Source organism: Kouleothrix sp. 19917 (assembly GCF_057073505.1).
Window position 1 is genome coordinate 1635038 of record NZ_CP097099.1, and the last position, 13448, is coordinate 1648485.

11 protein-coding genes are annotated in these 13448 nt (G+C 52.5%); all 11 read right to left on the reverse strand.

Annotation, left to right across the window (positions count from 1 at the left end; genetic code table 11):
* Positions 1-44: 44 nt before the first annotated feature.
* The 11 genes from M1P90_RS06745 to M1P90_RS06795 all read right to left on the reverse strand — a co-directional run bounded on the left by M1P90_RS06745 (position 45) and on the right by M1P90_RS06795 (position 13199).
* A complete protein-coding gene (locus M1P90_RS06745; RefSeq protein ID WP_483701840.1) occupies positions 45-653 on the reverse strand; it encodes a PIN domain-containing protein in 609 nt (202 codons plus the stop codon).
* The gene (locus tag M1P90_RS06750; protein ID WP_483701841.1) at positions 650-1102 is read right to left on the reverse strand and encodes a hypothetical protein; all 453 of its coding nucleotides are present in this window, start codon (positions 1100-1102) and stop codon (positions 650-652) included. Before M1P90_RS06750 ends, M1P90_RS06745 begins: the two co-directional genes overlap by 4 nt.
* 470 nt (positions 1103-1572) lie before the next feature.
* Entirely contained in the window at positions 1573-1854 is a 282-nt protein-coding gene (locus M1P90_RS06755) for a hypothetical protein (RefSeq protein WP_483701842.1), read from the reverse strand.
* Positions 1855-3943: 2089 nt separating this feature from the next.
* Positions 3944-4435, reverse strand: coding sequence for a hypothetical protein (locus tag M1P90_RS06760; RefSeq protein WP_483701843.1), 492 nt, complete (start codon positions 4433-4435; stop codon positions 3944-3946).
* Positions 4436-4541: 106 nt separating this feature from the next.
* Positions 4542-5663 carry an ISAs1 family transposase gene (locus tag M1P90_RS06765; RefSeq protein WP_483696769.1) on the reverse strand — a complete coding sequence of 374 codons (1122 nt, stop codon included), beginning with the start codon at positions 5661-5663 and terminating at the stop codon, positions 4542-4544.
* A gap of 1438 nt (positions 5664-7101) precedes the next feature.
* Positions 7102-7461, reverse strand: coding sequence for a hypothetical protein (locus M1P90_RS06770; RefSeq protein ID WP_483701844.1), 360 nt, complete (start codon positions 7459-7461; stop codon positions 7102-7104).
* A gap of 250 nt (positions 7462-7711) precedes the next feature.
* Positions 7712-8353, reverse strand: a complete 642-nt coding sequence (locus tag M1P90_RS06775) for an SMI1/KNR4 family protein (protein WP_483701845.1) — start codon at positions 8351-8353, stop codon at positions 7712-7714.
* 751 nt (positions 8354-9104) lie between these two features.
* Positions 9105-9827: a hypothetical protein gene (locus M1P90_RS06780; RefSeq protein ID WP_483701846.1), complete on the reverse strand. Its 723-nt coding sequence runs from the start codon at positions 9825-9827 to the stop codon at positions 9105-9107.
* 455 nt (positions 9828-10282) lie between these two features.
* The gene (locus tag M1P90_RS06785) at positions 10283-10858 is read right to left on the reverse strand and encodes a hypothetical protein (RefSeq protein WP_483701847.1); all 576 of its coding nucleotides are present in this window, start codon (positions 10856-10858) and stop codon (positions 10283-10285) included.
* A gap of 354 nt (positions 10859-11212) precedes the next feature.
* Complete coding sequence (locus M1P90_RS06790; protein ID WP_483701848.1) at positions 11213-11416, reverse strand: hypothetical protein; 204 nt, start codon at positions 11414-11416, stop codon at positions 11213-11215.
* A gap of 994 nt (positions 11417-12410) precedes the next feature.
* Positions 12411-13199 carry a hypothetical protein gene (locus M1P90_RS06795; RefSeq protein ID WP_483701849.1) on the reverse strand — a complete coding sequence of 263 codons (789 nt, stop codon included), beginning with the start codon at positions 13197-13199 and terminating at the stop codon, positions 12411-12413.
* Positions 13200-13448 lie beyond the last annotated feature (249 nt).

Below are 13448 nucleotides of genomic sequence, written 5' to 3' on the forward strand. Positions count from 1 at the left end.
CGCGCGAAGCGGTCAACTGCAACGCCGTGTTGGACCGCCAGTGTTTACGGCTGTAATCGTGCTTGAATAAAACCGTAGCCGTGGTCAAATCGCGGAATCATCGTACAGTTATTCTTGCTGAGCTCATCAACAATATCTGGATTGTCAAAGTCTTTTGTGTTCCTATTGAGGAAACAGCTAGCGAATGAGTTGTTTTGGCGAAGATGTGTAACTACTGATGTGTATACAAGAGCGTCTTGAGGTTTTAGGTCATATGGCGCTTCGTAGTTGACGGCATCTCTTAAGATATCAAGAGTGAGCGGTATGATCTCGGCTACATTTGTCAATCTGTTGCGGAAGTGAATAAACCGTTGTTTCTCTTCCTCGTTACTTTGTATCAGAAGTGTCGCGATATCTTGGATACTGCTTATGCGTGTCGCATATGATGTTGTGCGAGCTAACTGACGTAGTTCGGCTTCGAGATTCTGCTGAAGTTCGCGGCGACTTCTTGCTTGACGTGTGAGTTTTTCATGAGGTTCAGCGAGACAATACGCCGGTACGATTAGATGTGCTTTTCCTGTCTCGCAAAGATTCAGAAGTTGCTCGCAACTTGTATGTTGTTCTTGTTCAAATACCAGTTCGAGTATGAAGTTGGTCTCGACGTAAACATTCACACTAAAACCTCATGGTCAAGACTCCCTCCAACAACGGCATTATATAAGCCTGAGTCAATCAGCCACTGCTGAGCAGAATCTAGCTCATCGGGTGCCTTGTGAATGATTTCATTGAGCCAAGATGAAACGATGAGTTCGAGACTCTGTCCGCTCACGGTATCCAGTGTTATACCAGCCTGATCGAAATATGGTTGAAGTACTGGGCGCGCATCAATAACATATGTCGGCTCGATCGGTTCAAGATTTGGCTCTGTATTTTTCCAAAGGTAGAATCGATCTGGGAATACCATAAGAAAGTATGGAGCATTTGGGAAGGTGCCATGCGCAAGAATATTGCGGCGTAGTCGAGCTGCCCACTCAGGAGGCGCGTTGAGTCTACTCTTAACTTCTACGACAAGTACAAGCTGGTTATCTCGATCGTAGGTTGCTAAGTCCCATCTAGTAGGCATAACAACTCCCTTCCATGTGTGATTGATATAACCAGTATAGCACCTCAGAAGCGATCGTGCTGCGTGGCGTTGATGGCTGGCGGTCCAACGGGTTGCGCTTTAGCGGCGCGCTGCCAAGAACGAAAGAAAACTCTACACGAAATGATCTTCCGAAAAAGCCCCGATCTTGTGGCGCGAAGCGCGTCCGCTGCAAGCGCGTGTTGGGCGCGAGCTTTGATAAACAGCAAAGTGAAAGCATGAGCCGTCGGCCTTGATGCGATACGAGCAGCGGCGCTCGGCCGAATCACGTTGACCGGAACCACATTCAACATAACGGGCGCTCGTACCACACAGGGTTGAGACAACCTGGAACGGAATCACGCGGCATAACGGGCTTTGGTACAGCGTTGAAGCGCACTAAACTTTCATCGGGACCACTTCAGCACAACGGGCGTTCGCACCACGCGGGGTTGAGAAAACGCTGAATGGAATCACGCGGCACAACGGGCTTTCATTCCACGCTCGATTCGGCTCTTCGTGGCTTCATCGCGTTCTTTTGCCGAAAAGACAGAAAGCAACGTGTGAGAACAAGATGCCTTCGGAAACGAGACGCGCCCAACGGGTTGCGCTTTAGCGGCGCCGCTGCAATAAATGGCAGGCACATTGTAGCAGATACCGATACGGAAAATAACACCGATCTCGCTCGGCGCGAAGCGGCGTCCGCTGCAAGCGCGTGTTGGGCGTGAGCTTTGATAAAAGCCAAACTGAGGCATACGCCAATCACACTCCATTGACACGAGCAGCTGCGCTCGGCGGAATCACGTTGACCGGAACCACATTCAGCATAACGCGCCTCCGTATCACGCAGGGTTGAGAAAACCTTGCACGGAATCACGTTCAGCACCACGAGCCTTCGTACCACGTTGCTTTGGTCAAACGTTGAACGGAATCACAATCAGCACCACGAGCACTCGCACCACGCAGGGTTGAGATAGCGCGACACGCAACCACGCGGCACAACGGGCGTTCATCCCACGCTCGATTCGTTCCTTCGGAGTTGCACTGCGTTCTTCTGCCGAAAAGACAGAAAGCGACCTGTGAGATCAAGACAACCTGAGAAACGAAAGACGCCCAACGGGTTGCGCTTTAGCGGCGCCGCCACTGAAATGGCAACCACAGTGTAGCAGAAACTGGCGCTGAAAAACGCCCGATCTCGCTCGACGCGAAGCGGCGTCCGCTGCAAGCGCGTGTTGGGCGTGAGCCTCGATAGACAGCCAAACTGAGGCAGACGCCAATCACGCTCCATCGACACGAGCAACTGCGCTTGGCGGAATCACGCTGACCGGAACCACTTCAGCACAACGAGCTTTTGTGCCACGCCGGGTTGCGAAAGCACTGACCGGAATCACACTCAGCACCACGCGCGTTCGTATCACGTTGAAATGTGCCAAGCGTTGAACGGAACCACGTTCAGTACAACGGGCGCTCGTACCACGCGGGGTTGAGCAAACGCTGACTGGAATCACGCGGCACAACGGGCGTTCATTCCACGCTCGATTCGGTCTTTCGAGCAGCACTGCTTTTTTATGCCGAAAAGACAGCAAGCGACCTGCGAGATCGAGATAACCTGCGAAACGAGACCCGCCCAACGGGTTGCGCTTTAGCGGCGCCGCCACCGATAAATGGCTGCCACATTGTAGCAGATACCAGCGCTGAAAAACGCACGATCTCGCTCGACGCGAAGCGGCGTCCGCTGCAAGCGCGTGTTGGGCGTGAGCTTTGATAAAAAGCCAAACTGAGGCATAAACCGATCACGTTGAACGGATACGAGCAACCGCGTTCGGTAGAACCACGCTGACGGAACCACAATCAGCACAACGAGCGCTCGCACCACACAGGGTTGCGAAAACCTTGAACGGAACCACGTGGCATAACGAGCTTTCGAATCACGCTGGTGTGTACAAGGCGTTGAACGGAACCACGCCAGCATAACGGGCACGCGCACCACGCGGGGTTGAGCAAGCGCTGACGGTATCACGTGGCACAACGGGCATTCATCCCAGGCTCGATTCGCTCTCTTGTGACTATACTGCTTTGGTATGCCAAAAAGGCAGAAAGCGCCGTACGAGATCGAGACAAACGTACGCCTAAGACTCGCCCAACGGGTTGCGCTTTAGCGGCGCCGCCACCGATAAATGGCTGCCACATTGTAGCAGATACCAGCGCTGAAAAACGCACGATCTCGCTCGACGCGAAGCGGCGTCCGCTGCAAGCGCGTGTTGGGCGTGAGCTTTGATAAAAAGCCAAACTGAGGCATAAACCGATCACGTTGAACGGATACGAGCAACCGCGTTCGGTAGAACCACGCTGACGGAACCACAATCAGCACAACGAGCGCTCGCACCACACAGGGTTGCGAAAACCTTGAACGGAACCACGTGGCATAACGAGCTTTCGAATCACGCTGGTGTGTACAAGGCGTTGAACGGAACCACGCCAGCATAACGGGCACGCGCACCACGCGGGGTTGAGCAAGCGCTGACGGTATCACGTGGCACAACGGGCATTCATCCCAGGCTCGATTCGCTCTCTTGTGACTATACTGCTTTGGTATGCCAAAAAGGCAGAAAGCGCCGTACGAGATCGAGACAAACGTACGCCTAAGACTCGCCCAACGGCTTGCGCTTCAGCCGCCGACGAGGCGCGCAGCATCAGAAAGCATCAAAAAAGGCACGATCTCGCGCGCCGAAGGCGGTCGGACTGCAAGCGCGTGTTAGCCCGCAATCGTGGTATGTCGTTTCGTTTGGATTAGTTTGGAAACCATATTCTCTACAGTACCTTTGTTATGGATAGGAGGGTTGTCTACGCTCTCTCGGGCCTTGCCTCGATCCGTAAGATGGCATAGCGTCCTGCAAATTCACGGCTACTTGTATAGTAAATTCTCACGAATAAACCCTCGTGCAATGGTCCGCCGTGTGCGCGCGTGTTATTGAAGGCTGGGGTTATTTCAAAATCAGAGTAAGCAAAGGTGATCCCCTGCACAGTAAACATTTCATCGGCATGGCCACCGTAGGGCATCGCCTGAAAGTTTTCAATCTGACCCTCCACGATTTGGGCTTGATTTTGGGATAATATGCGCTCGTAAGCGTGTTGATTATTGTATTGAAACAAGAATGCACCCAACCCGACAGCCGCACCAATTCCAATCGTGATGAAGGGATGAATCCGCAACCAGCCGCGCCATATCGGGTATTTCAATCCCACCAAACCGAAGCCAATAAAGAATAAGCCAAGGAGCGCCGGAAACCAGTTGTAGCCTTTCTGCGAAACATCAAACAGAACGGAGTAGTTCATTTTCGGGCCTCGCAACTGGGAGGTAGTAATTCAGATTGAAGAACGTGTACCTTTCCACTGACTTTTATACGGAGGATGTGTGCAGGGCCAACGCATTACAAATGTTCTACAGACGTGGCTCAACCTGAAGCACTTTCATCGCATAGGCATCGTCCCAAGTCGCACGCAGCCGCTTCTGACGTACACTCGCCTTCAACGTCGTTTCCTCGCGCAGCAGGTTCAACACCAAGTGCCGAATAATTGCCAGATTATGCGCTGAGTGACCAATTCGCGCGCGGCTGTCATCGGCGGCAAACACCACATCCAGCACCCAATGCAGCCGGTTTTCGATCCCCCAATGCTGCCGAATGGCGTCTGCAACCCGCTCGGCTCCCAGCGGCAAACTTGATATGTACGAATGTGTCTCCTCGCTCGTCACACCATCACACGTGCGCGTCGAATGCACCCTTACAACCGAGCGCAACTGCGACCAGCGCGCGCGGTCGACGATGCTCTCCACTTGGTCACAGCTGCGATATTCGCGCCGTTCGCTCCGTCCGTGACCTTCCATTGTGATGATGCATCGATCCAGGTGTTCCTCTTCAATCGGCTCGGCAAAGATGCGTGCAATGTCGCGCGCCAGTTGCGGCTGGTTGTCTTTACACGCCAGCACATAGTCACCACCCTGCGCCACAATCTGTTCGGCAATCGCCACCTGGCAGCCCATCGCATCAATCGTCACGATGCAATCGTTGATGTCGAGCAGCGAGAGCAGCAGCGGGATGGCGGTGATCTCATTCGATTTGCTGTTCACGCGAACCTGACCGAGAACCAGGTGATTGGCCGCCGAGAACGCGCTGACGATATGCAGTGGCGACAGGTCGATCGCACGGTCGTGGGTACGACGTTCGGTTTTGCCGTCAATCGCAATCACATCGCCGGGCAGTTTGGCACGAATGGTGTCGACCCAGGCGAGAAAGGCGGATTGGAACGCGGTGGGATTAAGACGCGCAAAGACACGGGCGAAGGTGTCGTGCGACGGAATGCCAGCGGGCAACTCGAGAAACTGCTCCAGCAAGGCGTGTTTGGCGTGGCCATAGGCTTCGATGTCGGTCCAGCCATCAGCACTGCTCAAAACCGCGCAAATGGCAATCGAGATGATGTCGATCAGTTTGTGGTGTTTACAGCGGTCGATACGCGGGTCGGGCAGATCGCCAAAATGGCGAGAAAGCGACGTCGGTAATTCCACCACACACCTCCTGCTGCTGGAAACCATTCAGAGAGGTGATTATAGCATCAGAAACGCGATGGCGAGTTGCTCACTCTGATGCACGAGTGCACGAAAAACAGCATAAAGAACCATATTGCTTTGTTTCGCCCATACTGAAAGCGTTTGACAGACAAAACATCGTTTTATGCTTCATTCATAATGCGTTGGCCCTGAGGATGTGTGTGATAGGTTGCGGGCTAACGGGTTGCGCTTTAGCGGCGCCGCTACCAGTAAATGGCTGTCACATTGTAGCAGAAACTGACGCTGAAAAACGCACGATCTCGCTCGACGCGAAGCGGCGTCCGCTGCAAGCGCGTGTTGGGCGTGAGCTTTGATAAACAGCCGAATGGAAGCATGAGACGCCGACGTTGATGTGACACGAGCAGCTGCGCTCGGCGGAATCACGCTGACGGAACCACAATCAGCACAACGAGCGCTCGCACCACACAGGGTTGCGAAAACCTTGAACGGAACCACGCGGCATAACGGGCGTTTGTACCACGCTGGTGTGTACCAAGCATTGAACAGAACCACATCAATATAACGGGCACTCGTACCACGCAGGGTTGAGAAAGCGTTGACGGTATCACGCGGCACAACGAGCCTTCATATCACGCTTGATTGGTTTCTTCGTGGGCGCGCTGCATTCGTAAGCCAAAGAGACAGAAATTGCTTGTGAAGATCGCGATCACGTCACGCCTAAGACTCGCCCAACGGCTTGCGCTTTAGCGGCGCCGCTCCAATTGATGGCAGTCACATTGTAGCAGATACCGAGGCGGAAAATAACCCCGATCTCGCTCGACGCGAAGCGGCGTCCGCTGCAAGCGCGTGTTGGGCGTAAGCTTTGATAAACAGCCGAATGGAAGCATGAGACGCCGACGTTGATGCGACACGAGCAGCCGCGCTCGGCGGAATCACGTTGACTGGAACCACTTCAGCATAACGGGCGCTCGCACCACGCGGGGTTGCGAAAACCTTGAACGGAATCACGCGGCATAACGGGCTTTGGTACCACCTTGAAGCGCGCGAAACTTTCATCGGAACCACTTCAGCATAACGGGCGTTCGCACCACGCGGGGTTGAGAAAACGCTGACGGTATCACGCGGCACAACGGGCCTTTATCCTACGTTCGATTTGTTCCTTGTGAGTGCGCCACGTTCTTGTGCCGAAGAGACATTGGCCGCCATTCGTGATCGAGACAACCTTGCGTCTAAGACGCGCCCAACGGGTTGCGCTTTAGCGGCGCCGCGAGCGCGCTGCTCAGGGCTTTGTAAAAAACAGGCGATCTTGCGCGCGAAGCGGTCAACTGCAACGCCGTGTTGGGCCGCCCGGTTTGTTTTGATTGAGATTACAAATTGTACGACTGGCGATAGGTGCGTGGAGAGCGACTGCGCTCGCCTTGTTCCACAGGATGGTTTATTCGGCATTGTGGTTGACTCGTGGCGGCTGTTGTGCGAAGCTCTCGTACCATTCCTCGTTCGCATTCCATCGTGATCTGCCCACAATATAGCCGAAGGTATAGGATAGCATTGCGATAACAAGCAACACTGGCCAAAATCTGGCACGTATTGGGAGGGGAACAGGCAAGTGGGTGCCGCCCACGAGCAGTACCACGAGCCCAGTCTCCATGAGAAAGAACCAACCGCCGAGAATGAAAAACATGTACGTGCCGATTTTGAGCAAACCGTGGTGGAGCACATAATGACGTTTACCGACAATACGGAGACGCGCCCATTGTTCGAGGCGCGCCGGTGTGGGTAGCTTTGAGTTGAACATCTGCGATAGCTCCTGGTAGAAAGCAGGACTTGAATGTTTATATGATGATACCACATGTAGTGCTTTTGGTATGAGCAGTGGTGAGGGCGGCCCAACGGGTTGCGCTTTAGCGGCGCCGCCACCGATAAATGGCTGCCACATTGTAGCAGAAACCGACGCTGAAAAACGCACGATCTCGCTCGACGCGAAGCGGCGTCCGCTGCAAGCGCGTGTTGGGTTGCCCTCCGGGTTTCACGATGATTTGCGACTGTTACTGCACCTTCGCACCACTATCGTCGTTGTTGTTTTGCTGTTCTCTTTTGAAAGCTACTCGCGAACCATCAGGTAGCGTCGCAATTTGCCGTGCCAGATCGGCAAGAAAGCGAAGCCGTTGCAGGGTCGAAATAGCTCGTAAGGAGACACCATTTGCCGATTCTTTTGAGCAAAACGGCGGATAGACGTTGATGAGTTGACCAGGCGTAAGTGTGCCGCCTTGTTGAAAGAATTGCAGCATGGGCTGTAAGCCCAAATAGCCAACTGGATCGTGTTGAGCTCGCAGGAGGAATTCATCCAAGGTGCAGTCGAGTGAGGCCACCTCGCCGGTTTCGGCACTCAGGTGATAGACAACCGTATCACGCAACACAAATTGATCACCGACACCGTCTTGGCCAAACGGAATATCATCGGGACGAACGTCCGAATAGAGTACGGATAAGGCATGCTCACCAAACCAAACTTCTGTGAGGGAGTGCCATCGTGGTTCAGTACAGAGGCCACGTATATGCAGCCCACCATTAAATTGAATGAAGCCGTTGAGCTGCTGAAGGAGATCTCGGTACTCGTTTGGCAACTGCGTGAGCAAATCACGATCGTCGATTGATGGGCCTTCGTAGATGACATCAAGCAGTTCCATAGGTTCTCCAAGAGGGATTGTTTGCCCAAGCGTTATTATGACACCTTAAACGCCCGCCATATGAGGGAGATGGTTAATGGAGGGCAACCCAACGGGTTGCGCTTTAGCGGCGCCGCCACCGATTGATGGCAATCACATTGTAGCAGATACTGGCACTTGAAAAACGACGATCTCGCTCGACGCGAAGCGGCGTCCGCTGCAAGCGCGTGTTGGGCGAGAGCTTTGATAAACAGCCAAGTTGAGGCATACGCCACCGACGCTGAACTGATACAAGCAACTGCGCTTGGCAGAACCACGTTGACTGGAACCACTTCAGCATAACGGGCGCTCGCACCACGCGGGGTTGCGAAAACCTTGAACGGAACCACGCGGCATAACGAGCTTTCGTACCACATTGCTTTGCGCCAAACGCTGACTGGAACCACGTCAGCATAACGGGCGCTCGCACCACGGGGGGGTGAGAAAGCGCGACACGGAACCACGCGGCACAACGGGCTTTCATTCCACGCTTGATTCGTTTCTTTGAGCAGCACAGCTTCCTTATGCCAAAAAGACAGCAAGCAGCCTGCGAGAACGAGACAGCGTGAGAAACGAGACGCGCCCAACGGGTTGCGCTTTAGCGGCGCCGCCACTGGTAGATGGCAGCCACATTGTAGCAGAAACTGATACTGAAAAACGCACGATCTCGCGTGACGCGAAGCGGCGTCCGCTGCAAGCGCGTGTTGGGCCGATACTTGAGTACGATAGCACGTTATGGTCGTGTATATGTGATTGTTGTCAGATTTGCTTGTATCTCTGGGTAGTTATCGCGCCGTATCCATAGTATCGCTTGCTGGCGATCAATGATCACCGAAACGGCATCCCCTCGCGGAAATGAACATCGTAATGTCACAAGATCGCTGGTGGTAGCCGTGCTGAAGTTTTGGCAATTCTGCCAGGTATCCTCCACGACTTGTTCATAAAATGCTCCATCACTGCGCGTTACAATGAGCACGAGTTCGCCAAAATCAAGATCATTTGAGTCGCGTTGCGTCAAGTGAATGCGATAGCCCGCGATGTTGGCCGACGCCCGATCGGGGGAAGTGAGCGAAAGAATGACAACACTCACGCCAAGAAAAAGAATACAACTGCTCAGAACGCACGCAATCACTGTAATGAGGCCAAACATAGAACGTAGGAGTTGAGGGAGAGCGATATATATTCGTAGCAGTGGCACAGAGACAATATGTGCACCAAGAACGCTGAGCGCAATACTCAGACAAAAGCGCGCAAGGATAATCGGATCGGCAAGTGTGTCTTTGAGGAGATGATCATTCGATTGCCAAGCCTGAACGCCAAGAAGGTCAGTAAGCAGATTGCCGCACAACCAGAGAGCAGCAAACAAGGCAAGGCTTACGGGTAAATAGAACAACCAGACATGCCAAAATGGATAAGCAGTGGATGTAGGCTGCGATGTACGGGATCGATGATGCATGATTGTTCCAAGTGTGAGATTGAGGACAGACTGAGGCCCAACGGGTTGCGCTTTAGCGGCGCCGCTGCTGATAAATGGCAAGCACATTGTAGCAGATACCGGCGCGGAAAATACCTACGATCTCGCTCGACGCGAAGCGGCGTCCGCTGCAAGCGCGTGTTGGGCGAGAGCCTTGATAAATCGCCAAGCTGAGGCATTCGCCGACCATGCTGGAACTGATACGAGCAGCTGCGCTCGGCCGAAACACGCTGACCGGAACCACACCTGGCACAACGAGCGTTGGTATTACGCAGGGCTGAGTAAACGCGACACGGAACCACGCGGCATAACGGGCGTTCGTATGAGTTTGAAATACGCGAAACGTTGACCGGAACTACGTCAGCACAACCGGCACTTGTACTACGCGTGATTGAGCAAACGCGACCCGGAACCATGCGGCACAACGGGCCTTCATGCTACGCTCGATTAATAGCCCCCATCTTCTTGTCAATTTCGTGAAGTATTTTATTAAAATCGGCGTAGCTCATTAACTGACGGCCAACAGGTGCACTAAATACTAGTAGGTGTGTTTCATATTGAGCAAAAACATTACATCGAATAATGCCTAAACCAACCTCACTTTCTACACTAAAGCACTGAATATTCGTTCGATTTGCATTAAGACCGATAAAAGAGATTTCTGGTGGTACGAAGATGGTGCGCCTATTGGTATATTGTTCTGATTTTCCATCAAACTCTGCTTCAGCATCGCGCGATGAAGAAAATCGTAAAATTTCTTGCATAGAGAGTTCGTTTCTATATGAGCCGTACTCAAAAAATATCTCGCTATGTTCTATAATTGTGGCATTAGTATCTTTTTCTTCATTATAAATAATCCTTTTCCATCCTTGTGGATATACATCTGCATCGAGCATGAGAGATGATATAGAAGATTGCGACGGAGAACTATCAATTTCATCCTGAGAAAAACAACTCGCTAATGAAATGACAATGAGTATAATTACTGTCAATCGCAACAAATACTGTTTCATTTCTATATTTCCCAGCAAACTATAAGTACATTTTCTCGCAAAATTCTAATCACATCTCGCAATATAGGTTCTACCATTGGGGCTGGCTTTTAGTCCTCGCCCAACATGAAAGTGAACGAATCCGACAGCACCTATTATCGGCCAGGAGCGGCTTTTGCGCAAGTGATTCGTGCTATTGGTGAAACGACCGCCATCACGACTTGGATTCGTCTATTTCGCCAATGGTCGCTGGATTGTGAGTCGCGTGCGTCGAAACTTCAACTGGTGATTCGATCACGAGTCACGCAAAACGGCCTTTTTGCGGGAAGCGGCTGATCGGGTGCCGGCCCAACGGGTTGCGCTTTAGCGGCGCCGCTACCAGTAAATGGCAATTACATTGTAGCAGAAACTGGCGCTGAAAAACGCCCGATCTTGCTCGACGCGAAGCGGCGTCAGCTGCAAGCGCGTGTTGGGCGAGAGCTTTGATAGAGCGACGAGTTGAAGCATGAGCTGACTATGCTGAATTGATACGAGCAACTGCACTTGGCTGAACCACGCTGACGGAACCACAATCAGCATAACGAGCCTTCACACCACGCAGGGTTGAGACGACCTTGAACGGAACCACGTGGCATAACGAGCGTTCGAATCACACTGGTGTGTGCAAGGCGTTGAACGGAACCACGGCAGCATAACGGGCACTCACACCACGCAGGGTTGAGACAGCGCGACACGGAACCACGCGGCACAACGAGCTTTCATCCCACACTCGATTCGTTCCTTGGTGGCTGCACAACGTTCTTGTGCATAAGTGACATAACGCGCTGTTCAAGATCGAGACAACCTGCGAAACGAGACGCGCCCAACGGGTTGCGCTTTAGCGGCGCCGCCACCGATTGATGGCAAAGACATTGTAGTAGAAACTGACGCTGAAAAACGCACGATCTCGCTCGACGCGAAGCGGCGTCCGCTGCAAGCGCGTGTTGGGCGAGAGGCTTGATAAAAAGCCAAGCTGAGGCATACGCCGATCACGCTGGAAATGCTACGAGCAACTGCGCTTGGATGAACCACGCTGATCGGAACCACATTCAGCATAACGGGCGCTTACACCATGCGGGGTTGAGAAAGCGCGACACGGAATCACGCGGCATAACGGGCGTTCGTACCACGCAGGGTTGAGAAGGCGTTGCCGCGACCACATGGAAAAGAACCGGCTTTTGTCTGCATCAGGGTTGCGAAATCGTTGACTGGAACCATTTCAGCACAACGAGCGTTCGCACCACGCGGGGTTGAGAAAACGCTGACTGGAATCACGCGGCACAACGGGCTTTCATTCCACGCTCGATTCGGCCCTTCGCGGCTGCACCGCGTTCCTCTGCCGAAGAGACAGAAAGCACCGTTCGAGATAGAGACAAACTTGCACTTAAGACTCGCCCAACGGGTTGGCGTTCAGTTGCCGCAAGCGCGCTGCTCAGGCTTCTATCAAAAAACGGGCGATCTCGCGCGCGAAGCGGTCAACTGCAACGCCGTGTTCGGCGCTCATTTCTGACACTATACTTTGCTACTTACTAGATCATTGTTTGCGATAGAGCATTTTGCACTGTCGTCCGTATGCTGACATAGGAATACCTTGCTGGGCAAAAGAATGGGCGAGACCTGCGTGAATGCTCTGCCCGTTGTATGTAAACTCTAGATTGGAGAATCGTGCGCTGTTTTGGGTCGGTTGACCATCATTTTTTGTAAGTTTGAAGCGATACGTGTCGGTGATATGCTCATGAAAGAATAGATCAAATACCGCACCACAGAACAGGATATAGTCTCGTGGGCAAGCACTAATAACATCAAGAACTCGCTCCAAATGAGGACGGATGATTGATGGTGTAAATCCTTTGGTATGAAAGGAATCCGAGCTGTAGGGAATAAGTTCGAGTTGTAGCTTATGATCGAGCACTCGTTCCAAATTGATGAAAGTATCCTCAGGCGTCCGTTCTTCGATGAAATCGATCACACCAAAAGGCTTGAGAAATCGGATTTGCTTGTGGTCAAATGGAGACTTATGGCGGTTTGCCGCTGCTTGACCATAGAGAAAGTGACCCAAGTGCTCGTGATGTGTGAAGTAATCGTCGAACGTTTTTAGCCATAGGTTGCCTGTATAGGTATCAGTATATGTGTTTGGATGCTTTGGATTGAGATGTATTAGAATGATGCGGGAATCCAATGCACCGTTGAAGTAAAGTGGGTATTGGTTGTGATTGAAATGCTGCTTTGTCTGATTTGCTAAGGTTTTGGCCCGCTGCATCTTTCCAGTTGCCAAAAATTCTTCAATGTCGGTGCGGATAGTGGCCTTGAAAGAATCGAACATAGAATGTAGCCTCTACTGTCGGATATACTATTTACACTTTTTGCTTTGACTGACGGAAGGAGTGCGCCGAACGGGTTGCGCTTTAGCGGCGCCGCCACCGATTGATGGCAACCACATTGTAGCAGAAACGGGCGCTGAAAAATGCACGATCTCGCTCGACGCGAAGCGGCGTCCGCTGCAAGCGCGTGTTGGGCGGTTACGATTGAGAACAGGATGTCAGTATCGTCGCTGGCTGTTACAGCTCTCCAT